At 73.4% G+C, this 21,925-nt stretch carries 18 protein-coding genes and 2 pseudogenes; 14 read left to right on the plus strand and 6 right to left on the minus strand.

Annotated elements, in window-relative coordinates:
• Positions 1-37: 37 nt before the first annotated feature.
• Complete coding sequence (locus ABD954_RS28065) at positions 38-1,408, minus strand: hypothetical protein (RefSeq protein WP_345490159.1); 1,371 nt, start codon at positions 1,406-1,408, stop codon at positions 38-40.
• A 140-nt stretch (positions 1,409-1,548) separates the two neighbouring features.
• On the opposite strand from ABD954_RS28065, the gene ABD954_RS28070 reads away from it, so the two are divergent.
• Together ABD954_RS28070 and argH are read left to right on the plus strand one after the other, a co-directional pair.
• Positions 1,549-2,742: an argininosuccinate synthase gene (locus ABD954_RS28070; protein WP_345490161.1), complete on the plus strand. Its 1,194-nt coding sequence runs from the start codon at positions 1,549-1,551 to the stop codon at positions 2,740-2,742.
• Between the two features lie 83 nt (positions 2,743-2,825).
• A complete protein-coding gene (gene argH, locus ABD954_RS28075; RefSeq protein WP_345490163.1) occupies positions 2,826-4,253 on the plus strand; it encodes an argininosuccinate lyase in 1,428 nt (475 codons plus the stop codon).
• A gap of 16 nt (positions 4,254-4,269) precedes the next feature.
• On the opposite strand, the gene ABD954_RS28080 is transcribed toward argH, so the two are convergent.
• Positions 4,270-4,779, minus strand: coding sequence for an HAD domain-containing protein (locus ABD954_RS28080; protein WP_345490165.1), 510 nt, complete (start codon positions 4,777-4,779; stop codon positions 4,270-4,272).
• A gap of 84 nt (positions 4,780-4,863) precedes the next feature.
• Between ABD954_RS28080 and ABD954_RS28085 the strand changes: the two genes are divergently transcribed.
• Complete coding sequence (locus ABD954_RS28085) at positions 4,864-5,415, plus strand: TetR/AcrR family transcriptional regulator (protein WP_345490167.1); 552 nt, start codon at positions 4,864-4,866, stop codon at positions 5,413-5,415.
• Entirely contained in the window at positions 5,412-6,956 is a 1,545-nt protein-coding gene (locus ABD954_RS28090; RefSeq protein ID WP_382745580.1) for an MFS transporter, read from the plus strand. Before ABD954_RS28085 ends, ABD954_RS28090 begins: the two co-directional genes overlap by 4 nt.
• 82 nt (positions 6,957-7,038) lie before the next feature.
• Here the strand turns inward: ABD954_RS28090 and ABD954_RS28095 are convergent, their stop codons facing one another.
• Positions 7,039-7,713: a lysophospholipid acyltransferase family protein gene (locus tag ABD954_RS28095; RefSeq protein WP_345490169.1), complete on the minus strand. Its 675-nt coding sequence runs from the start codon at positions 7,711-7,713 to the stop codon at positions 7,039-7,041.
• Positions 7,714-7,943: 230 nt separating this feature from the next.
• Here ABD954_RS28095 and ABD954_RS28100 point away from each other — a divergent pair, with 230 nt between their 5' ends.
• The 3 genes from ABD954_RS28100 to ABD954_RS28110 all read left to right on the plus strand — a co-directional run bounded on the left by ABD954_RS28100 (position 7,944) and on the right by ABD954_RS28110 (position 10,351).
• Positions 7,944-9,137 (plus strand): glycerophosphodiester phosphodiesterase, encoded by a 1,194-nt coding sequence (locus tag ABD954_RS28100; protein ID WP_345490171.1) that lies wholly within the window; start codon positions 7,944-7,946, stop codon positions 9,135-9,137.
• A gap of 154 nt (positions 9,138-9,291) precedes the next feature.
• Entirely contained in the window at positions 9,292-9,831 is a 540-nt protein-coding gene (locus ABD954_RS28105) for a sigma-70 family RNA polymerase sigma factor (protein ID WP_345490173.1), read from the plus strand.
• Between the two features lie 37 nt (positions 9,832-9,868).
• Positions 9,869-10,351 (plus strand): GNAT family N-acetyltransferase, encoded by a 483-nt coding sequence (locus ABD954_RS28110; RefSeq protein WP_345490175.1) that lies wholly within the window; start codon positions 9,869-9,871, stop codon positions 10,349-10,351.
• Positions 10,352-10,381: 30 nt separating this feature from the next.
• Here the strand turns inward: ABD954_RS28110 and ABD954_RS28115 are convergent.
• Positions 10,382-11,364, minus strand: a pseudogene (locus ABD954_RS28115) (GlxA family transcriptional regulator); the annotation flags it as partial.
• Positions 11,365-11,525: 161 nt separating this feature from the next.
• Here ABD954_RS28115 and ABD954_RS28120 point away from each other — a divergent pair.
• Entirely contained in the window at positions 11,526-11,945 is a 420-nt protein-coding gene (locus tag ABD954_RS28120) for a hypothetical protein (RefSeq protein WP_345490179.1), read from the plus strand.
• A gap of 8 nt (positions 11,946-11,953) precedes the next feature.
• On the opposite strand, the gene ABD954_RS28125 is transcribed toward ABD954_RS28120, so the two are convergent.
• Both ABD954_RS28125 and ABD954_RS28130 read right to left on the minus strand, forming a co-directional pair.
• Positions 11,954-12,361, minus strand: a complete 408-nt coding sequence (locus ABD954_RS28125; RefSeq protein ID WP_345490181.1) for a hypothetical protein — start codon at positions 12,359-12,361, stop codon at positions 11,954-11,956.
• Positions 12,362-12,363: 2 nt separating this feature from the next.
• On the minus strand, positions 12,364-12,726 hold the full coding sequence (locus ABD954_RS28130) for a hypothetical protein (RefSeq protein ID WP_345490183.1): 363 nt from the start codon (positions 12,724-12,726) through the stop codon (positions 12,364-12,366).
• A gap of 564 nt (positions 12,727-13,290) precedes the next feature.
• Here ABD954_RS28130 and ABD954_RS28135 point away from each other — a divergent pair.
• The 6 genes and pseudogenes from ABD954_RS28135 (at position 13,291) to cobT (ending at position 21,788) form a co-directional block, all read left to right on the plus strand.
• Entirely contained in the window at positions 13,291-14,349 is a 1,059-nt protein-coding gene (locus tag ABD954_RS28135) for a methionine ABC transporter ATP-binding protein (protein ID WP_345490185.1), read from the plus strand.
• Positions 14,346-15,014, plus strand: a complete 669-nt coding sequence (locus tag ABD954_RS28140) for a methionine ABC transporter permease (protein WP_345490186.1) — start codon at positions 14,346-14,348, stop codon at positions 15,012-15,014. Before ABD954_RS28135 ends, ABD954_RS28140 begins: the two co-directional genes overlap by 4 nt.
• Positions 15,015-15,098: 84 nt before the next feature.
• A complete protein-coding gene (locus ABD954_RS28145) occupies positions 15,099-15,956 on the plus strand; it encodes a MetQ/NlpA family ABC transporter substrate-binding protein (protein ID WP_345490187.1) in 858 nt (285 codons plus the stop codon).
• A gap of 126 nt (positions 15,957-16,082) precedes the next feature.
• A complete protein-coding gene (locus tag ABD954_RS28150; protein WP_345490188.1) occupies positions 16,083-16,730 on the plus strand; it encodes a GNAT family N-acetyltransferase in 648 nt (215 codons plus the stop codon).
• Positions 16,731-16,789: 59 nt separating this feature from the next.
• Positions 16,790-17,971 carry a precorrin-6y C5,15-methyltransferase (decarboxylating) subunit CbiE gene (gene cbiE, locus ABD954_RS28155; RefSeq protein WP_345490189.1) on the plus strand — a complete coding sequence of 394 codons (1,182 nt, stop codon included), beginning with the start codon at positions 16,790-16,792 and terminating at the stop codon, positions 17,969-17,971.
• A 318-nt stretch (positions 17,972-18,289) separates the two neighbouring features.
• Positions 18,290-21,788 (plus strand): annotated as a pseudogene (gene cobT / locus ABD954_RS28160) (nicotinate-nucleotide--dimethylbenzimidazole phosphoribosyltransferase).
• The last annotated feature ends 137 nt before the right edge of the window (positions 21,789-21,925 follow it).

Here is a 21,925-nt window from a genome sequence, read left to right on the forward strand (position 1 = left end):
CCTGCGGGCGTGCGGCCGACCGGGCGGGGACGGCCGGTCAGGAGAGCCAGGACCAGAACCGACGGCTCTGCCGCCGGGGGCCGGCCTCCTCGATCCCGAGGGCGCGCCGGAACCGCAGCCGCGCCACCGGATCGGGGTCCTCGCACAGCCTCCGGGCCGTCGCCTCGTACGCCCCCGAGCCGCTCTCGCGCAGCAGTCGCAGGGCGCGGACGCGGACGTGCAGCGGACGGCCGGGACCGGTGCGGCGCAGGAGCTCCTGCTCCGGCAGCCGGTCCGCCCACGGCAGCAGGGCCCGCGCCGCCTCCCGTACGACACCGGGCGCGGGGTCGTCGAGCAGGGGCAGCAGGCGGGCGTGGTCGGCGACCTCGAAGACGCGCAGACCGGCGACGGCCAAGGCCCGGACCTGGGCCCGCTCGTGTGCGGTCAGCTCCCAGAGGAGGGGCAGGTCGGCCGCCCGCTCGCCGCACTCCGCGAGCCCGAGCGGCGCCCGGTCGGGCACCGTCTTCGGGTCCGCGCAGGCGGTCCGGTAGAGGGGGAGGGGGTCCCGGCCGTCCTGGCGCAGCACCCAGCGGGCGCAGGCCCGCACGAGGCCGGAGCGGTCGTACAGGAACGGCTCGGCCTCGACGGCCCGCCCGGCCCTGCGCAGGGCGGTCACCCCGGCCGAGCGCACGTCGCCGGAGCGGGCGCCGAGCAGCAGGGGCAGCGTCTCGTCGGGCACGCCCGCGGCGAGCGCGGCGGTGGCGGCCCTGCCCCGTACGGCCGTGTCCTCGTCGTACGCGGCCAGCCGGGCCAGCTCGCCCGCGGGCAGCAGCCCCCGCTCGACCGCGAGGTCCAGGGCGAGCCGCCGGGTGGGCCGGTCGCGGTGGAGCATCAGGGCGCGGACGGCGGTGCCCGGGGCGGTGTCCAGGAACTCCCGCAGCAGGGCGGTGCTCTCGGTGCCGCGCAGCCGGCGTCCGACCCGGATCATCACGGGGACGGTGACCGCGAGGGTGGGCTCGTCGGCTCCGGGCAGGGCCGCCGCCAGGACCTGGCGGGCCCGCCGCCGCACCGGCTCGGCCCAGTCGGCCGTGCGCACGGCGACGAGCGGGAGCACGGCGGGCCGCCCGGCGGCGTGGGCGAGCGCCGCCTCGCGGACGCGTCCGTCGGCGTCGCAGAGGGCGAGGGCCAGCTGTCCCGTGGTGGGCCGGGGGCCGCCGAACGGGGACCGCGGGGCGGCGGCGCGGCCGTTCCCGGTCAGCCAGCCGTGGTCGGGGCGGTCGGCGGAGGACCACCAGGGGTGGCCTTCACGGATGCGCGCGTCCAGCTCGGTCCAGGTGGCCGGGCGCCACAGCTCCAGTGTCCCCGGAAGCCCGCGCCCGCGCGCGAGTGCCCGTATCGCCGCGTCGAGCGGCCTCTCCTCGCTCGTCATGCACGGAGCCTAGAGCTCTCGCGCACGCTCCCGCCTGGGGTTTTCCGCCGGGCAGGCGGGCTTCCCCGGACCGCGTTGACAAAACATACGGAGGACTGCATAGTTATACCCATCAGTGGTTGCAAGGTAAGGAGAACCCCGTGACCGAGCGCGTCGTACTCGCCTATTCGGGCGGCCTGGACACCTCCGTCGCCATCGGCTGGATCGCCGAGGAGACGGGTGCCGAGGTCATCGCCGTCGCCGTGGACGTCGGCCAGGGCGGCGAGGACCTGGACGTCATCCGCAAGCGCGCGCTCGCCTGCGGTGCGGTCGAGGCCGAGGTCGCGGACGCCAAGGACGAGTTCGCCGAGGAGTACTGCCTCCCGGCGATCAAGGCCAACGCCCTCTACATGGACCGCTACCCGCTGGTCTCCGCCCTCTCCCGGCCGGCCATCGTCAAGCACCTGGTCGCCGCCGCCCACAAGCACAACGCCTCCGTCGTCGCCCACGGCTGCACCGGCAAGGGCAACGACCAGGTGCGCTTCGAGGCCGGCATCCAGGCGCTCGGCCCGGACCTCAAGTGCATTGCCCCGGTCCGCGACTACGCGATGACCCGGGACAAGGCCATCGCCTTCGCCGAGAAGGCGAACCTGCCGATCGCGACTACGAAGAAGTCCCCGTACTCCATCGACCAGAACGTCTTCGGCCGCGCCATCGAGACCGGCTTCCTCGAGGACATCTGGAACGCCCCGATCGAGGACATCTACGAGTACACCCAGAACCCGGCGGTCGCCCGCGAGGCCGACGAGGTCGTCATCTCCTTCAAGGAGGGCGTGCCTGTCGCCATCGACGGCAAGCCCGTCACCGTCCTCCAGGCCATCCAGCAGCTCAACGAGCGCGCCGGCGCCCAGGGCATCGGCCGGATCGACATGGTCGAGGACCGGCTCGTCGGCATCAAGTCCCGCGAGGTGTACGAGGCTCCCGGCGCGATCGCCCTGATCACCGCCCACCAGGAGCTTGAGAACGTCACCGTCGAGCGCGAGCTCGCCCGCTACAAGCGGCAGGTCGAGCAGCGCTGGGGCGAGCTGGTCTACGACGGCCTGTGGTTCTCCCCGCTCAAGCGGGCCCTGGACGGCTTCATCCAGGAGGCCAACCAGCACGTCACCGGCGACATCCGGATGACCCTGCACGGCGGCCGCGCCGTCGTCACCGGCCGGAAGTCCGCCGAGTCGCTCTACGACTTCAACCTCGCCACCTACGACACCGGCGACACCTTCGACCAGTCGAAGGCCCAGGGCTTCATCGACATCTTCGCCCTCTCGGCGAAGATCGCCGCGAAGCGTGACCTCGGCTGACCCCACGTCGTTCGACAGCCGCCTCCCCGTCACCCGTACGCGGGGAGGCGGCGGTACATCCACAGTCCTGAGGAGCAACAGCTGTGAGCAGCAACAACGGTGACGTCCGGCTCTGGGGCGGCCGGTTCGCCGACGGGCCCGCCGAGGCCCTGGCGAAGCTGTCCGCGTCCGTCCACTTCGACTGGCGCCTCGCGCCGTACGACATCGCCGGTTCCCGTGCCCACGCGCGCGTGCTGCACAAGGCCGGGCTGCTCGACGAGGACGAGCTGACCCGCATGCTGGCCGGCCTGGACCGGCTGGAGGCGGACGTCGCCGACGGCTCCTTCACGGGGACCCTCGCCGACGAGGACGTCCACACCGCCCTGGAGCGGGGCCTCCTGGAGCGCCTCGGCGCCGAGCTCGGCGGCAAGCTGCGGGCCGGCCGGTCCCGCAACGACCAGGTCGCCACCCTCTTCCGCATGTACCTGCGCGACCACGCCCGGATCATCGGCGGTCTGATCGCCGACCTCCAGGACGCCCTGGTCGGGCTGGCGGAGGCCCACCCGCACGTCGCCATGCCGGGCCGGACCCACCTCCAGCACGCCCAGCCGGTGCTCTTCGCCCACCACGTGCTCGCCCACGTCCAGGCGCTGTCCCGGGACGCCGAGCGGCTGCGCCAGTGGGACACCCGTACTGCCGTCTCCCCGTACGGCTCCGGCGCGCTGGCCGGCTCCTCGCTCGGGCTGGACCCGGAGGCGGTCGCCAAGGACCTCGGCTTCGAGCGGGGCTCGGCGGGCAACTCCATCGACGGCACCGCCTCGCGGGACTTCGTCGCCGAGTTCGCCTTCATCACGGCGATGATCGGCGTGAACGTCTCCCGGATCGCGGAGGAGATCATCATCTGGAACACGAAGGAGTTCTCCTTCGTGACCCTGCACGACGCCTTCTCCACCGGCTCGTCGATCATGCCGCAGAAGAAGAACCCGGACATCGCCGAGCTGGCCCGGGGCAAGTCCGGCCGCCTCATCGGCAACCTGTCCGGTCTCATGGCGACGCTGAAGGCCCTGCCGCTCGCCTACAACCGGGACCTCCAGGAGGACAAGGAGCCGGTCTTCGACTCCATCGACCAGCTGGAGATCCTGCTCCCGGCCTTCACCGGCATGATGGCCACCCTCACCGTGCACCGGGAGCGCATGGAGGAGCTCGCCCCGGCGGGCTTCTCCCTCGCCACCGACATCGCCGAATGGCTGGTCCGGCAGGGCGTGCCGTTCCGGGTCGCGCACGAGGTGGCCGGCGAGTGCGTCAAGGTCGCCGAGGCGGAGGGCAAGGAGCTGGACGAGCTCAGCGACGAGCAGTTCGCGAAGATCTCCGAGCACCTCACCCCCGAGGTCCGCACCGTCCTCGACGTGCCCGGCGCCCTCGCCTCCCGCAGCGGCCGGGGCGGCACGGCCCCCTCGGCGGTCGCGACCCAGCTGGTCGAGGTGAAGGCGGACCTGGTGATCCAGCACGCCTGGGCCACCGCCAAGAACTGAGTCGACGAGGCACTCCCTACAGCGCCGCCGCCCAGTCCGCGAGCGCGTCGAAGTCCGGCCGGGTCAGCCCGATCCGTTCGTCGACGCGCAGCAGCAGGGCGGCGGCGAGGTGGTGCCGCTCCACGTACTCGTGGTCGTACGACGTGATGTCGTCGTCGACCCAGGCGAACGGCCGCCCCGCCGCGTACTCCAGGACGTACTGCGTCTTCCAGAAGGTCCCGCGAGGGGCCTTCCCGTGCATCCGGGGCCAGTCGACGTACGGCAGCTCCGGCAGTCCCAGCGGCGGCCCGATCCAGTCGTTGGCCTCGCCCTTCCAGGTCGTCGCCCAGACGAGGTCGTACGCGTCGGCGAGCGCCAGCAGCTCGTCGCCGTGGTCCGGGTTCAGCCACACCCGCAGCGGCTTGGCACCCGTCCAGCCCGTCGGGCTCATCCGGTGGGTGGCGTACCCCTCCGGCCGGCGCCAGGCCTTCGCGGCGTACGGGTTCAGCGGCCCGTCCACGTCGATCAGCAGCAGCGGCTTCGTCATGTCCACAGCATTCCTCCCCCGCCTTCGTGAGGCATCCGACTTTAGAATGAGACATTGATGTCTCATTCGGGGTACAGTTGTCTCATGTCAGTCGACCGCACCCAGGTGCTCCACGCCGCCGCCGCCCTGCTCTCCCGCAAGGCGACCGCCACCATGGACGAGGTCGCCAGGGCCGCCGGCATCGGCCGCGCCACCCTGCACCGCCAGTTCGCGGGGCGGGACGCACTCATCCGGGCGCTGGAGCAGATGTGCATCGAGGAGACCGAGGCCGCGCTCGACGCGGCCAGGATCCACGAGGGGCCCGCCGACGAGGCGGTCCGCAGGCTGGTCGGTGCCACGGAGCCGGTCGCGCCGCTGCTGGCCTTCCTCGTCACCGAGAACCAGCTCTTCGAGGGCGACCAGCAGCACGAGGGCTGGGCCCGCCTCGACGCCCGGATCGCCGGACTCTTCCGGCGCGGCCAGGAGCAGGGCGTCTTCCGGATCGACCTGACGCCCGTCTGGCTCAGCGAGGCCTTCTACGGGCTGGTCGGCGCGGGCGCCTGGGCGGTCGCCGACGGGCGGGTCGCCGCCAAGGACTTCCAGTACATGATCGCCGAGCTGCTGCTCGGCGGAGCGCGCAGGAGCGTGGAGCAGTGATCACCGAAACCGTACAGCAGGAGAGCCATACCGAGGGCGTGCGCCGTCCCGGCCGGTGGCTCGCCCTCGCCGTGCTCGTCCTGGCCGTGCTGCTCGTGGCCGTGGACGCCACCGTGCTCGGCCTGGCGACCCCGTTCCTCTCCGAGGACCTCAAGCCGTCCGGCAGCCAGCTGCTGTGGATCGGCGACGTCTACTCCTTCGTCATCGCCGGTCTGCTCGTCTCCATGGGCAGCCTCGGCGACCGCATCGGCCGCAAGAAGCTGCTGCTCACCGGAGCCGTGGCCTTCGGTGCCGTCTCGGTGCTCAACGCCTACGCCACCAGCCCCGAGATGATGATCGTGGCCCGCGCCCTGCTCGGTGTCGCCGGCGCCACCCTGATGCCGTCCACGCTCGCCCTGATCCGCAACCTCTTCCACGACCCGCGCGAGCGCAGCCTCGCGATCGGCATCTGGGGCGCCATGGCCTCGGCCGGTGCCGCCGTCGGCCCCGTCGTCGGCGGATTCCTCCTCGAACACTTCTGGTGGGGCTCGGTCTTCCTCATCAACCTGCCCGTGATGGCCGTCCTGGTCCTCGTCGGCGCGAAGCTGATCCCCGAGTCGAAGAACCCCAGCCCCGGCCCCTGGGACCTGCCCAGCGTCGGCTTCTCCCTCGTCGGCATGATCGGCGTCGTCTACGCGATCAAGGAAGTGGCCTCGCACGGCCTCACCCCGGACGTGGCCGTCTCCGCGCTCATCGGCATCGGCGGCCTGACCTGGTTCGTCCGCCGCCAGCTCACCCTGCCGACCCCGCTCCTGGACATGCGGCTGTTCCGCAACCGCGGCTTCTCCGCCGCCGTCCTCGCCGACCTGCTGACCATTCTGGGCCTGTCCGGACTGGTGTTCTTCCTGTCCCAGTTCTTCCAGCTGGTGCAGGGCCGCCAGCCGCTGGAGGCCGGACTCGCCGAACTGCCCGCCGCCATCGGCGCGGTGACGGCCGGTCTGATCGCGGGCCACGTCGCCCGGCGGTTCACCGTGCGGTCCGTCGTCGCGGGCGGACTCGCCGCGATCGGCCTCGCGCTCGCCACCCTGACCCTCATCGGACAGCACACCGGCTACCCGCTGCTCGGCGCGAGCCTGCTCGTCGTCGGCGTGGGCGCGGGCTTCGCCTTCACCGTCACCGCCGACGTGATCCTCTCCAGCGTCCCCAAGGAGCAGGCCGGTGCCGCGTCCGCGGTCTCCGAGACGGCGTACGAGCTGGGCGCGGCCCTCGGCATCGCGCTGCTCGGCTCCATCGTGACCGGTGTCTACCGGGGCTTCGCCACCCCGGCCGGCGTGCCCGCGGGCACGGCCGCCGCGGCCCACGACTCCCTCGGCGGTGCCGTCGAGGCATCCGCGGGCCTCGCCCCGGCCCAGGCCGAGGCCCTCGTCTCCGCCGCCCAGGCGGCCTTCGTCGACGGCCTGCGCATCGCGGCCGGTGCCGGCGCGGCGGTCCTCCTGGCGACGGCGGTCGCGGCCTGGTTCCTGCTGAAGGGCCAGAAGCTCGCCGACGGGGTCGAGCACTGACGCGCACGCCCGGCCGACGCGTACGGCACACGAAGGCGCCCCCGTACGGAAGGGATCCGTACGGGGGCGCCTTCGTGCCGCGTTACGCGGCTTCCTTCGCCTTGGTGGCGTACATGTCGACGTACTCCTGGCCCGAGAGCCGCATGACCTCCGCCATCACCGAGTCCGTCACCGCCCGCAGCACGTACCGGTCGCGGTCCATGCCGTCGTAGCGCGAGAACTCCATCGGCTCCCCGAACCGGACCGTCACCCGGCCGGGCCGCGGGATGCCCGCGCCGCCCGGCTGGATCTTGTCGGTGCCGATCATCGCGAAGGGAACCACCGGGGCGCCCGTCATCAGGGTGAGCCGGGCGATGCCGGTGCGGCCGCGGTAGAGGCGGCCGTCGGGGGAGCGGGTGCCCTCGGGGTAGATCGAGAAGATCCGGCCCTCCTCCAGGACCCGACGGCCCGTCATCAGCGCGGCGACACCGCCGCGGCCGCCGTCGCGGTCCACCGGGATCATGCCGACGCTGGTGAAGAACCAGGCCATCAGCCGGCCCTTGATGCCCTTGCCCTTGACGTACTCGTCCTTGCCGATGAAGAACACCGGGCGGTCCAGGCAGATCGGCATGATCATCGAGTCGATGAAGGTCAGGTGGTTGCCCGCGAGGATGACGGGTCCCGTGCCCGGGACGTTCTCGGCGCCCTCGACGCGCGGGCGGAACATGAGGCGCAGGACCGGGCCCAGGACGGCCTTCATGATCGCGAGACGGGACAACGGTTCCTCCGGTGTCGGGTGGGCGGCTCGGCGGAGCCGACGGTGCAGGTGGCGACGATACTCGCGGGTCACGTCCGGTCGCACATCGGGTTCACCGACTGGATACACCGTGTTGACGTGTGTTTCCGCCGTGTTCCGCCCAGGTCTGCCGTCCGTAGGGCATCAGTGCCTAGCGTCGTGGACAGCTTTGACAGGTGCGGGACATCACACCGACAGACCAAGGAGTCTTCATGACACAGCCCGAGCGCCGGACCCCGGCCCGACGAGCGGTCCTCGGAGCGGCCGGAGCCGCCGTCCTGGGCGGCTCCACCGTCCTCGCCGGCGGCACCGCGCAGGCCGTGCAGCAGGCGGTCGCCGCCGACACCGCCCCGGGCGCCGCCCGCCGCACGGGCCCCGGCCGGGGTCACCGCTCCCTGCCCGTCCCCACGGTCATCGCCCACCGGGGCGCCAGCGGTTACCGCCCCGAACACACCATCGGCGCCTACCAGCTCGCCCTGGACCTGGGCGCCCACGTCATTGAGCAGGACCTCGTCCCCACCCGGGACGGCCATCTGGTGTGCCGTCACGAGAACGACATCACCGGCACCACCGATGTCGCCGACCACCCCGAGTTCGCCTCCCGGAAGACCACCAAGACCGTCGACGGCACCACCCTCACCGGCTGGTTCACCGAGGACTTCACCCTCGCCGAGCTCAAGACCCTGCGGGCCAAGGAGCGCATCCCCGCCACCCGCCAGGAGAACACCCTCTACGACCGCCGCTGGACGATCCCCACCTTCGAGGAGGTGCTCCGCTGGGCCGAGCAGGAGGGCCGCCGCAGGGGCCGCGAGGTGTGGCTGCACGTCGAGACCAAGCACCCCACCTACTTCCGCTCCCTCGGCCTCGGCCTGGAGGAGCGGCTCGCCCGGCTGCTGCGCCGCCACGGCCGCCACCGCGCCGACTCGCCGACCTTCCTCCAGTCGTTCGAGCCGACCAGCATGCAGCGGATGGCGAAGCTCGTCGACACGCCCCGGGTCGTGCTCCTGTGGACCCCCGACGACCGGCCCTGGGACTTCCGCGAGGCCGGTGACCCGCGCACCGTCGCCGACCTGATCACCCCCGAGGGCCTCGCCTGGATCGCCTCCTACGCCCAGGGCATCGGCCCGCTGCTCGACCTCGTCATCCCCAAGGACAAGGACGGCAGGCTCGGCAGCCCGACCACCCTGGTCCGCGACGCCCACGCGCGGGGCCTGATCCTCCACCCGTACACCCACCGCAACGAGAACACCTTCCTGCCCGCCGAACACCGCCGGGGCACCGACCCGGCCGCGTACGGGGACTCCTTCGGCGCCCTCCAGCGGTACTTCGCCACCGGGATCGACGGCATCTTCTCCGACAACCCCGACACGGCCCTGCTGGCGGCGGCGGACTTCGCGGCGCGCTGAGGGCCGCCGGATTGGATCCGCTAGCCCGGCATCGGATACTGGACATCGGATACTGGACATCGGATATCGGATCCAACATCCGGCCGTACGCCCGACCGGGTGGTTCCGGGCCGGGCCCGCAACCGGGCCCGGCCCACACCGCATCGTGGCGGGCATGACTAGCCCCGCGCACCGCACCTCCCACGAGAGGCTGCTCACCGCCCTCACGCCCCTGCTCGCCGCCGAGTCCCGGGCGGAGGCACCGGCCGCCGGCATGGAGGCCGGAGACCTCGAACAGGCCGTCTGGCTGCGGCTCCTGGAACGGCTCCAGGAGGACGGACCCCCCGAACACCCCGCCGACTGGCTGCGCCGGGCCGTGCGCGCCGAGGCCCGCCGCGCCCGCCGGGCCTCCGCCCGCGAACGGCCCTACCGCGGCGAACCGGCCCAGGAGGCACAGCGCTCCCCCGAGCACTCCGCCCTCGTCGCCGAGCGCCGCCGCACCCTGCGCGCCGCCGTCCGCCGCACCCCCGGCCGCTGCCCCCGGCTGCTCGCCGCGATGCTGCACCCGGACGACCCCACCTACCGCGAAATCGCAGGAGCGTTGGGTATCTCACAGGGCAGTCTGGGGCCGATGCGTTCCCGTTGCCTGGGATGCCTGCGCAGAATGCTCGCTGCGGAGGTTCCCGCCCCGGTCGCACGGGGAAGGGTGCCGTAGACCGACGGCGGACCAGGTGAGCGGGAGGCATGCGCACATGGGCATGAGCGTGACCATCTCAGCGGCAGACGCGCAGGACGCGGAGCACATCCTCAAGCTGCAGTACCTCTGCTACCAGCGCGAGGCCGAGATCTACCAGGACTGGTCCATCGAGCCGCTCACCCAGTCGCTCGACGCCCTGCGGGCCGAACTCGTCGAGGGCCGGGGCTTCGTCGCCCGCCTCGGCTCCGAGATCGTCGCCTCCGTACGCGGCCGGCTCGACGAGGACGGCACCGTCCGGATCTCCAAGCTCATCGTCCACCCCCGCCTCCAGCGCCACGGCCTCGGCGGCCGGCTCCTCGACGTCGTCGAGAGCCACTTCGCCGGCGAGCCCGCCCCCGCCGCCAAGCGCTTCCAGCTCTTCACCGGCCACCGCAGCGAGGCCAATCTGCGGCTCTACCGCAGCAAGGGATACGAGCAGGTCGCCACCCGCGAGATCGGCCCCCGCCTCACCCTCGTCACCCTGGAGAAGGCCGCCTAGCCGAGCACGCCCCGCCCCCGCCCCGCCCGCTCCCCGCGGCCCGCCCCCTAGGCGGGCCGCATCGCCGCCCGGTAGCGGGACGGGGCGATCCCGAACCGCTCGGTGAACGCCTGTCGCAGCGCCTCCGCGCTGCCGAACCCGCAGCGCGCCGCCACCCCGGCCATCGGCAGCGTCGTCGAGGCGAGCAGCTGCGCCGCCGCCTCCGTGCGGGCCTGCCGCACATAGCGGCCCGGCGCCCGGCCCAGCTGCTCCGTGAAGAGACGGGTGAGGTGGCGGGGCGTCACCCCCGCCCGGGCGGCGAGCGCCGCTGTGCTCAGATCGGCGTCCGGATGGGCCGCGATGTGCTCCACGAGCCCCCGGACCACGTCGTCACGGGCCGGCGGCGTGGCGGTGAACAGGCTCATCTGCGCCTGGTTGCCCGGGCGTTGCAGGTAGACCACGAGGTCCCGGGCCACCTGCCGGGCCAGTTCGGGACCGTGGTCCTCCTCGACGAAGGCGAGCGTGAGGTCGAGGGCGCTGGTGACGCCCGCCGCCGTGTAGACGTGTCCGTCGCGGACGTAGATGGGGGCGGGGTCCACGGTCACCTCCGGATGCCGCTCGGCGAGCTGCCGCGCGAACCGCCAGTGCGTGGTCGCCCGCCGGCCGTCCAGCAGCCCGGCGGCGGCCAGCACCCCTGCACCCGTGCAGACCGACGCCACCCTCCGGCTCTCCCGCGCGAGCCGCCGCACGTGCCCGACGAGCCGGGTGTCCGCGGCCGCCCGCTCGAAGCCCGTACCGCCCGAGACGATCAGTGTGTCGAGAGGGCCGGTCAGCCGTTCGAGGGACTGCTCGCCGCCGAGGACGAGGCCCGAGCCGCAGACCATCGGGCCACCGCCCGGACCCGCCAGGAGCACCCGGTACGGGACCGCGGGCGCGCCGATACCGTTGGCCATGGCCAGGGTCGTGGTCACGCATGCGATGTCCAACAGCTCGGCCGCCTCGTAACCGACCACCACCATGAGCCGCTCCGCCATGCGCCCGACCCTATGCCGGAAGGACCGCTACCCCAAGGGGACGGACACCGGACCGCGCACCGCTTCCCGGCGGCCCCGGCCGCCGGGACAGTGGTCCTCGACGCGCACGTGCCCGCACGCGCCGCACTCGCCCGCTGGTCCGTCCGCCCCGGAGGCACCCGATGCACGCACTCGCCCACCGCCTGCCCGCGTTCACGCACCGCTGGCCCACGCTGGTCGCCCTGGCCCTGGCGGCCCTCACGTTCCTCGACGGCGGGCCGTCACCCGCGTTCCTCGCGGCGGTCCTCGCCGCGATGCCGCTGTTCTACCTGCTCTTCGGCGCCTTGCGCGGCGAACTGCGGCCCCCGCGCGTCCTCGCCGTACAGCTCGCCGCCCTCGTCGGCTTCGCCGCCGTCGCCCTGCTCGCCGTGGCCGTGGACGGCACCCTCGCCCTGCTCGTCCTGGCCGCCGGCTGGCTGGGCCACGCCGTGTGGGACGCCGTGCACTTCGTGACGGCACGGGTCGCGCCCCGGCAGTGGTCGGAGTGGTGCGGCGTCTTCGACGCCTGCGGCGCCCTCGCCCTGGTCGTCGCCGCGTTCTAGCGGACGGCTCAGGCGGTACGCGCGCGGCGCAGCCACCAGAGGCCGGTCAGCGGCAGCAGCACCGGGATGAAGACGTAGCCGTAGCCGTAGTCCGACCACACCGTCGCGTCCGGGAACGCCGACGGCTCGACCAGCGTCCACGTCCCGACGGTCAGCACCCCCGCGAGCTCGGCGGCGCAGCACACCAGCGCCGCCTTGCGGGCCGTCTCCCCGCCCCGTACCAGCGTGTAGGTGATGAAGGCGTACACCACGGCCGCCACCGCCGACAGGCCGTACGCGAGCGGTGCCCGGTCGAACTCGGTGGCGATCTGGTAGACCGAGCGGGAGACCGCGCCCACCGACATCACGCCGTACAGCCACACCAGCAGCAGGCCCGGCCCCTTGACCAGGCGGCTGGTCCCCTCGGTCGCGGTCATGGTCAGCCCACCGTCCAGATGTCGTGGAGACGCACTTCGAGCACGGCGAGGACCACCGCACCGGCCGCCACCGTCGCCGAACCCCACTTGCTGCGCTCGGTCAGCGACAGCAGACCGGCCGCGGGCACCGCGCACAGCGAGCCCAGCAGATAGGCGACGAAGATCGTCGCGCCCTCCTCGGCCTTCTCGCCGCGCGCCAGCTGCACGATGCCGACCACCAGCTGCACCAGGGCGAGGAAGGTCACCACGGCCATGCCGATGAAGTGCCAGTCCTTGGTCGGCTGGTCGCGGGTGAAGGCGAAGCCGCACCAGGCGGCGAGGGCGAGCGCGGCCACCGAGACCGCGACCGTCAGGGCGTCAAGCATGCGCCCGAGGGTATTACGGGCCGAATGGCCCGATGCGCGCGGCCCCCGGCCGCCGGGACCCGGACACCGTGGTCTTCGCCACAACCGCGCGTGCGAACGGCCCCGGCGCGCGTCTCGCGGGGACCGGTGCCGGGCCCGGCCACCTGCGGGGAGCCGAGGCCGGCCCGCACCGCCCGGCCGCACCGGACTGTCCGCATGGCGTCTCACTTCTGTCCGCTATACGGACACTCCGCTTTCGTTCGCACATGTGCATGCTTTACTTGCAGCCATGACCACGACGAGCAGCCGCACCCTTGCGACCGAGGCGATCACGCCGCCCGGTGCTCGTTGTACGTGTCGAATGTGCGCCATCTGAGGGCCCCCGCCAGAGACTCGCGCCCCGAAGCGAGCCCCCGACGGCCGAGCCGGTCCGCACCCCCGGGTCCCGGACCGAGCCCCGCCCCGCGCACGCGCTGCCTCCCGGCCACCAGCCGCGACAGCGACCGCCTGCGCCTGACTGTCCAACGACGAATGCCCCGTGCACGGCGGACCCCGCGCCGCGCACTCGACAGTGACGGAAATCCTGTGATCACCACTTCGGGCCTGACCAAGGTCTACGAGTCGCGAGGCCGCCAGGTCACCGCTCTGGACGGCGTCGACCTCCATGTCCGCGAGGGCGAGGTCTTCGGCGTGATCGGCCAGAGCGGCGCCGGAAAGTCCTCGCTCATCCGCTGCGTCAACCTCCTGGAGCGCCCCACCTCCGGCACCGTGACCGTCGACGGCGTCGACCTCACCGCCCTCGCCGGCAGGAGCCGCCGCGCCGGCAAGGACCTGCGCCGCGCCCGCAGCAGCATCGGCATGGTCTTCCAGCACTTCAACCTGCTGTCCTCGCGCACCGTCAAGGACAACATCGAGCTCCCCCTGGAGATCCTCGGCGTCTCCGGCGCCGAACGCGGCCGCCGCGCCCTGGAACTCCTCGACCTCGTCGGCCTCGCCGACAAGGCCAGGGCCTACCCCGGCCAGCTCTCCGGCGGCCAGAAGCAGCGCGTCGGCATCGCCCGCGCCCTCGCCGGCAAGCCCAAGGTCCTCCTCTCCGACGAGGCCACCAGCGCCCTCGACCCGGAGACCACCCGCTCCATCCTCCAGCTGCTGCGCGACCTCAACCAGCAGCTCGGCCTCACCGTCCTGCTCATCACCCACGAGATGGACGTCGTCAAGACCATCTGCGACTCCGCCGCCCTCATGCAGAAGGGCCGCATCGTCGAGTCCGGCACCGTCGGCGAACTGCTCGCCACCCCCGGCTCCCAGCTGGCCGCCGAGCTCTTCCCCGTCAGCGGCGCCGCCACTGGCCCCGACCGGACCGTCGTGGACGTCACCTTCCACGGCGAGACCGCCACCCAGCCGGTGATCTCCCAGCTCTCCCGTACGTACAACATCGACATCTCGATCCTCGGCGCCGCCATGGACACCGTCGGCGACCGCCAGATCGGCCGCATGCGGATCGAACTCCCCGGCCGCTACGAGGACAACGTCGTCCCGGTCGGCTTCCTGCGCGAGCAGGGCCTCCAGATCGAGATCGTCGAACCGCAGGACCGCCCGGCGCCCGCCGAGGCCCCGGTCCTGGCGAAGGAAGGTGCCAAGTGACCTGGTCCGAGATGCAGCCGCTGCTCGAGCAGGGCACCGTCGACACCCTCTACATGGTCCTGTGGGCCACCGTCGTCACCGTCATCGGCGGCCTGCCCCTCGGCATCCTGCTCGTCCTCACCGACAAGGGCGGACTGCTGCAGAACCTGCCGGTGAACAAGGTCGTCGGCGCGATCGTGAACGTGGGCCGCTCGCTGCCCTTCATCATCCTGCTGATCGCGCTGATCCCCTTCACCACCCTCGTCGTCGGCACCTTCATCGGCCCCACCGCGATGATCGTGCCGCTCGCCATCGGCGCCATCCCCTTCTTCGCCCGGCTCGTCGAGACCGCGATCCGCGAGGTCGACCACGGACTCGTCGAGGCCGTCCAGGCCATGGGCGGCGGCATCCCCACCATCGTCCGCAAGGTCCTGCTCCCGCAGGCCCTGCCCTCCCTCGTCTCCGCCGTCACCACCACCGTGATCGTGCTCATCGGCTACTCCGCGATGGCCGGCGCGGTCGGCGGCGAAGGACTCGGCTCCAAGGCCGTCACCTACGGATACCAGCGCTTCGACACCACCTTCATGCTGGTCACCGTCGTCGTCCTGGTCGTGATCGTCACCGTCGTCCAGCTCATCGGTGACGGGATCGTCCGCCTCCTCGCCCGCCGCGGCCGCACCGCGTAACGGCACCCCCGACTTCGTACCCCGAAGAAAAGCCCGGACTTGTTGTCCAGGCGACCACCGCTCCACCGGAAAGAGGCACTCTTCGTGCGCAAGAACACCAAGCTCACCGCGGGCATCGCCGCCACCGCCGCCCTCGCCCTCGGCCTCACCGCCTGCGGCACCTCCTCCGACCCGTCCTCCACCAAGGACGGCGCCGGCTCCGCCGACAAGCCCCTCGTCGTCGCCGCGTCCCCGACGCCGCACGCCGACATCCTCGAGTTCGTCGAGAAGAACCTCGCCGAGAAGGCGGGCCTGAAGCTGCAGGTGCGCGAGTTCACGGACTACGTCCTGCCGAACACCGCCACCGAGACCGGCCAGGTCGACGCCAACTTCTTCCAGCACAAGCCGTACCTCGACGACTTCAACAAGAAGAACAACACCCACATCGTCCCGGTGGTGAACGTCCACCTGGAGCCGCTCGGCCTCTACTCCAAGAGCCTGAAGTCGGTGAAGGACATCAAGGCCGGCCAGACCGTCGCCGTCCCCAACGACACCACCAACGAGGGCCGCGCCCTGCACCTGCTCGCCGACAACGGGCTCATCACCCTCAAGGCGGGCGTCGGCACCGACGCCAAGCTCTCCGACATCACCGACAAGAAGGGCCTGGAGTTCAAGGAGCTGGAGGCCGCCACCGTGCCCCGCGCCCTGAACGACGTCGACGCCGCCGTCATCAACGGCAACTACGCCATCGAGGCCAAGCTCCAGCCCGCGAAGGACGCCCTGGTCCTGGAGAAGGCGCAGGGCAACCCCTACGCCAACTTCCTCGCGGTCAAGGAGGGCAACGAGAAGGACGCCCGCGTCCGGAAGCTCGTCGAGCTCCTCAACTCGCCCGAGGTGAAGAAGTACATCGAGGACACCTACAAGGGCTCGGTCGTCCCGGCCTTCGGCACCCCCGCGAAGTAGTCGCGGCGGTACCGCCCTCGCACCGAAGGCCCCGCGCGCCCCGTCCGGCACGCGGGGCCTTCGGCTCACCCGCGCATGCGCCGCGGCATCCCGATGCTGCATGCTGTGCGTTCACGGTCTTCACGTATGGAGCTGCGCATGACTACGACCTTCCCGTCCATCTCCATCAGCACGGACCGGTTGGTGCTGCGCGCGTACGAAGAGGCCGACATCCCCGCCTTCGTGGAGATGATGAACGACGAACTCGTCGTGGCCTGGACCGCGGTACCGCACCCGTACACCCGTGCGGACGCCGAGACATGGGTCCGCAGGATCGCTCCTGCTGAACGCACCGAAGGCCGCGGGATCGTCTTCGCCGTCACCGAGTTCCTCACCCAGCGCCTCGTCGGCACCGTCCACCTCCACAACACCAACTGGCGCACGCGCGCCACCGAGGTCGCCTATGTGACCGCCCCCTGGGCCCGCGGCGAGGGGTACGCCACCGAGTCCGTCCTCGCCGTCGCCCAGTGGCTCTTCGGCGACCGCGGCTTCGAACGGCTCGAACTGCGTACCGCCGCCGACAACACCGCCTCCCAGCAGGTCGCCCAGAAGATCGGCTGCATCAGCGAGGGCGTCCTGCGCAACGCCTGGATAGCGCGCAGCCAGACCGAGTCCGGCGAATGGGCCGACATCCGCACCGACCTCATCGTCTGGAGCCTCCTCCCCGAGGACCTCGACGGCGTCGCCGACCAGATGGCCGAGGCCGGCTACTCCACCTACGCCGACTGGAGCTGACCGCCCCGGTAGGCTCGGACCAGCCCCTGACCTGCACACACTGAGGGAGACAGACACAGATGGCCGACCGGGTCACGGTGATCGGCTGGGACGGCTCACCCCTCACCGCGGCGGCCCGGTCCGCCCTCGCCGCCGCCACCCTCGTGGCCGGCGCCGCGCACCACCTGGCGCTGCCCGAAGTGCCGCCCGCCGCCGAACGCGTCCGCCTCGGCAGCGTCGACCTCGCCGCCCGCCGCATCGCCGCCCACCGCGGCACCGCCGTCGTCCTCGCCGACGGCGACCCCGGCTTCTTCGGCGTCGTCCGCACCCTGCGCGCCCCCGAACACGGCCTGGAGGTCGAGGTCGTCCCCGCCGTGTCCTCCGTCGCCGCCGCCTTCGCCCGCGCCGGCATGCCCTGGGACGACGCCCGGATCGTCGTCGCCCACCAGCGCACCCTGCGCCGCGCCGTCAACGTCTGCCGCGCCCATCCCAAGGTCGCCGTCCTCACCTCGCCCGGCGCGGGACCCGCCGAACTCGCCCTCCTCCTCGACGGCGTCCACCGCACCTTCGTCATCTGCGAGGCCCTCGGCACCGAACGCGAACAGGTCAGCGTCCTCACCTCCGACAAGGCCGCCGACCACGCCTGGCGCGACCCCAACGTCGTCCTCGTCATCGGCGGCGGCAACTCCGCCGCGGGCTGGCTGATGGGCCACGACACGCCCGCCGTACGCGGCTGGGCCCTGCCTACCGAGGAGACCGGCGGCCACACCGGCCAGGACGCCACCCTGCGCGCCGCCCAACTCGCCCGCCTCGGCCCGCGGCTCGGCGACCTCGTCTGGGACATCGGCTGCGCCGGCGGCGCCTTCGCCGTCGAGGCCGCCCGCTTCGGCGCCGCCGTCATCGCCGTCGACAGCGAGCCCGGGGCGTGCGCCCGCACCTCGGCCGCGGCCCGGCACGCCGGCGTCCAGCTCCAGACCGTTCCCGGCCGCGCCCCGCACGTCCTGGAGAGCCTGCCCGAGCCCGACGTCGTCCGCATCGGCGGCGGGGGAGTGCCCGTCGTCACCGCCTGCACCGACCGCAGGCCCGAGCGGATCGTCGCGCACGCCGCCACCCGCGACGAGGCCGAGGCCGTCGGCGCCGCCCTCGCCGACGGCGGCTACGCGGTCGAATGCTCCCTGCTCCAGACCGTCGGCCTCGACCCGCGCGACTGGACCGAGCGCGCCCGCTCCGTCGTCTTCCTCCTGTCCGGGCACAGGGCCTGACGCCCCACCCGTGATCGCGCTGTCGGCGGGGCGGGGTAGGCTGGCCGATTGTTGTACCGCACCCAGACGTGCGGCGTTTTGGCCGCCAATGTCCGGAAGTAGTGGCCCCATTGGGCCGCTGATGTGGTACGGAGCAGTGGGGGACGGCGCGACGTGGCGCAGTCCACAGCGCACCGTGGCGGATCCGCCTGCCACGATGGCCCGAGGCCGCGACAATGCAAGGGTGTCCGCGCGCCTCGTGCCGCGCGGCGCGCACGCTCGTTCTTGTTGACGGGCACGGTCTGAAGGAGCACAACCGATGGGCGAGGGGTACGCAGCATGACGGACACCGGCCAGATCCCGGGCGAGGGGCTGCCGGAGAACGCAGGCATGGTCGAGCAGCCGGGCATCCCCGCTCCGGACGCGTACACCTTCCTGGACCCCTCCGAGAACGCAGCCGAGGACGACGACCTGCTCCTGATGCCCGGCTCACAGGGCGCCTGGAGCGAGCACCAGCCGGGCGTCCAGCCCGCGCCGCCCGTGGCGGTGCCCGCACCGGTGGACCCGCTGACCGCCCCGATCGAGCAGGTGACCGCCACCCCGCCGCACGGCGTGCAGGTCCCGCAGCAGGGCACCCCGGCGCACGGCGTGCCGACGGAGCCGGTGTTCGACCACGGCTACGAGCCGGGCGTCCTCGACACCGGTGCCCACGAGGCCGCGGGCCGTGACTCCGGCTCGGTGGACCTGGGCGCGGTCCGCGTGCCGGAGGCCGGTGCGCCGACCCCCCCGCCCGCCCGCCGCCCCCTGCACATGGGCCCGCCCGTCCCCGAGGCCGGTGCCGGCGTGGTGCGCTCGCTGGCCGACCGCGGACCCGCCGCCGCCCCGGCCCCGCAGCCCGCCCCGGCCCCGCAGCCCGCCCCGGTCGCCGCGACGGCACCCGCCCCGATGCCGGTCCGCACCCCGGGACCGCCGACCGAGGGCCCGCAGTACTTCGACGTGCCGCCGCAGGACCAGCAGCCCGCACCGCAGGACCAGCAGACCGCCCCCCAGGGCGCGATGCCGTGGCCGGCGCAGCCGCAGGAGCCCGTCGCCGCTCCCGGGGAGGCCGCCCCCGCAGAAACGGTCGTCCCCCCCCGTCGCCCAGTTCGTCCCGGTCGAGGGCTCCGTCCCGACGACCCCGCACCTCGCCCCGACCCCGCAGCCCGAGCCGGAGGCCGCCCAGGTCGCGGAGGAGCCCGCCCCGGCCCCCGCGCCCGTCGAGGAGCCGGCCCCGGTCGCCGCGGAGACGCCGGCGGTCCAGGCCCACGCCGAGGCGCCGGTGGCCGAGCAGGCCGCCGAGCCCGTCGCCGAGGTCCCCGCCCCGCGCGCGCCGGAGGCGGAGCCCGTGGTGGTGGCCGTGGTGGAGGCCCCCGAGCCTGTGGCCGAGGCCCCGGTGGAGGCCGCCCCCGAGGCGGAGGCACCGGCGCCGGCGGAGGAGCTCCCGGCCGAGGCGGAGGCCCCCGCCCCCGCCGCCGTCGTGATCGTCGAGGAAGCGGCGGCCGAGGCCCCCGCGCCCGCCGAGCCGACGGCGCAGGCGCCCTCCGAAGCGGCCCCGTCCGCCGAGCAGCCCGCGCCCGAGGCGGCGGCGGTCGAGCAGCCCGCGCCCGAGGCGGCGGTGGCCGCGCAGCCCACGCCCGAGGCCCCGGCCGCCGAGGCAGCGGTGGCCGAGGCACCGCCCGTCCAGCAGCCGGTGCCGGACGCCCCCGCGCCCGAGGCGCCCGTCGCCCAGGCGCCCCCGGTCGAAGAGCTGCCCGCCGAGGCCGCCCCGACCGAGCCCCTCCCGGCCGAGGAGCCGTCGGCCGAAGCCCTCCCGGCCGAAGCCCTGCCGGCCGAGGAGCCGTCGGCCGAGGCGCCCCCCGCCGCCGCGCACCCGGCCGAGGCGGCTCCCGCCGCCGAGCCGCCCACCGAGGAGCCGTCGGCCGGGACGGTCCCCGCCGAGGCCCCGGCCGCCCCGGAGCAGAGCCTCCAGGAACAGAGCCTTCAGGCCCCGGCCGCCCCCGAGCAGAGCGCCGAGGAGCCGGTCGTCGGTGAGCAGCCGGACGGCGAGCAGCCCGACGGCGCGTCGCCCGACCGCGCCCCCGGCTACGACGAGGCCGAGCGGGAGGCCGTGCTGCGCGTGATGCGCGAGCGCCGCGACATCCGCAACGGCTTCCGCTCCGACCCCATCCCGCACGAGGTGCTCCTGCGCGTCCTGGAGGCGGCCCACACGGCGCCCTCCGTCGGCCACTCGCAGCCGTGGGACTTCGTCGTCATCCGCTCCGCCGAGACCCGCCGGACGATGCACGAGCTCGCCATGCGCCAGCGCGAGGCGTACGCCAAGTCCCTCCCCAAGGGCCGGGCGAAGCAGTTCAAGGAACTGAAGATCGAGGCCATCCTCGACACCCCGGTCAACATCGTCGTGACCGCCGACCCGACCCGGGGCGGCCGCCACACCCTCGGCCGCTACACGCAGCCGCAGATGGCCCCGTACTCCTCGGCGCTCGCCGTCGAGAACCTGTGGCTCGCCGCCCGCGCCGAGGGCCTGGGCGTCGGCTGGGTCAGCTTCTTCGACGAGCGCGAGATGGTCCGCGCCCTTGGCCTGCCCGAGCACCTCGAAGTGGTCGCGTACCTGTGCGTCGGCTACGTCGACGAGTTCCCCGAGGAGCCCGAGCTGATGCAGGCGGGCTGGTCCAAGCGCCGCCCGCTGTCCTGGGTCGTCCACGAGGAGACGTACGGCCGCCGCGCCCTGCCCGGCGAGGAGCCGCACGACCTGCTCCAGGAGACCGTCGCCAACATCCGCCCGCTGGACGCCAAGGCGCTCGGCGAGGCGTGGGAGCGCCAGAAGCGGATGACCAAGCCCGCGGGCGCCCTGGGCATGCTGGAGATCATCTCCGCCCAGCTCTCGGGCCTCTCCCGGGTCTGCCCGCCGCCGGTCCCCGAGCCGGCCGCCGTGGCGATCTTCGCCGGTGACCACGGGGTGCACGCCCAGGGCGTCACCGCCTGGCCTCAGGAGGTGACCGGCCAGATGGTCGCGAACTTCCTCGGCGGCGGCGCGGTCTGCAACGCCTTCGCGAACCAGGTGGGCGCCGAGGTCTGCGTCATCGACGTGGGCGTCGCCGGCGACCTCCCCGCGACGCCGGGCCTGCTGCCGCGCAAGGTCCGCGCGGGCACCGCCGACTTCACGCTCACCCAGGCCATGACCCGCGAGGAGGCGGTCGCGGCGATCGAGGTGGGCATCGAGACCGCCCGCGACCTCGTCGCCGCCGGCAACAAGGCCCTCCTCACCGGCGAGATGGGCATCGCCAACACCACCGCCTCCGCGGCCCTCATCTCCGTCTACACGGGAGTGGACCCGACCGAGGTCACCGGCCGCGGCACCGGCATCAACGACGAGATGCACGCCCGCAAGGTGGACGTGGTCCGGCGCGCCCTCGACCTCCACAAGCCGGACCCGGCGGACCCGATCGGCGTCCTCGCGGCGCTCGGCGGCCTGGAGCACGCGGCACTGGTCGGCCTGATCCTGGGCGCGGCCTCGCTCCGCACCCCGGTCATCCTCGACGGCGTCTCCACCGGCGCGGCCGCCCTCGTGGCCCGCGCCATCGCCCCCGAGTCGCTGGCCGCCTGCATCGCGGGCCACCGCAGCGCCGAGCCGGGCCACGTCGCCGCGCTCAACAAGCTGGGCCTGCGCCCCCTGGTCGACCTGGACCTGCGCCTCGGCGAGGGCACCGGAGCCCTCCTGGCGCTCCCGGTGGTCCAGAGCGCCGCCCGTGCGATGCACGAGGTCGCCACGTTCGACTCCGCGGGCGTCACGGAGAAGTAGCACCGGCCGCACGCGCCCCCACTCCCGCCCACCGGGGAGTGGGGGCCCCGCACGTCCTCCGCGCACCGACCGACGGCGCTCGGCCCGGGGGAGATCCGTCACAGCGATGAACCCGCAGGTCACCGCTATCGTTTGGG

Origin of the sequence: Streptomyces roseoviridis, assembly GCF_039535235.1 — a bacterium.
Lineage (GTDB): Bacteria > Actinomycetota > Actinomycetes > Streptomycetales > Streptomycetaceae > Streptomyces > Streptomyces roseoviridis.

What these genes read in the sequence shown, in the direction of transcription:
- ABD954_RS28065 (WP_345490159.1), bottom strand. Translation starts at nt 1,408, where the DNA reads ATGACGAGCGAGGAGAGGCCGCTCGACGCGGCGATACGGGCACTCGCG.
- ABD954_RS28080 (WP_345490165.1), bottom strand. Translation starts at nt 4,779, where the DNA reads ATGACGAAGCCGCTGCTGCTGATCGACGTGGACGGGCCGCTGAACCCG.
- ABD954_RS28085 (WP_345490167.1), top strand. Translation starts at nt 4,864, where the DNA reads ATGTCAGTCGACCGCACCCAGGTGCTCCACGCCGCCGCCGCCCTGCTC.
- ABD954_RS28100 (WP_345490171.1), top strand. Translation starts at nt 7,944, where the DNA reads ATGACACAGCCCGAGCGCCGGACCCCGGCCCGACGAGCGGTCCTCGGA.
- ABD954_RS28105 (WP_345490173.1), top strand. Translation starts at nt 9,292, where the DNA reads ATGACTAGCCCCGCGCACCGCACCTCCCACGAGAGGCTGCTCACCGCC.
- ABD954_RS28110 (WP_345490175.1), top strand. Translation starts at nt 9,869, where the DNA reads ATGGGCATGAGCGTGACCATCTCAGCGGCAGACGCGCAGGACGCGGAG.
- ABD954_RS28120 (WP_345490179.1), top strand. Translation starts at nt 11,526, where the DNA reads ATGCACGCACTCGCCCACCGCCTGCCCGCGTTCACGCACCGCTGGCCC.
- ABD954_RS28125 (WP_345490181.1), bottom strand. Translation starts at nt 12,361, where the DNA reads ATGACCGCGACCGAGGGGACCAGCCGCCTGGTCAAGGGGCCGGGCCTG.
- ABD954_RS28130 (WP_345490183.1), bottom strand. Translation starts at nt 12,726, where the DNA reads ATGCTTGACGCCCTGACGGTCGCGGTCTCGGTGGCCGCGCTCGCCCTC.
- ABD954_RS28150 (WP_345490188.1), top strand. Translation starts at nt 16,083, where the DNA reads ATGGAGCTGCGCATGACTACGACCTTCCCGTCCATCTCCATCAGCACG.
- cbiE (WP_345490189.1), top strand. Translation starts at nt 16,790, where the DNA reads ATGGCCGACCGGGTCACGGTGATCGGCTGGGACGGCTCACCCCTCACC.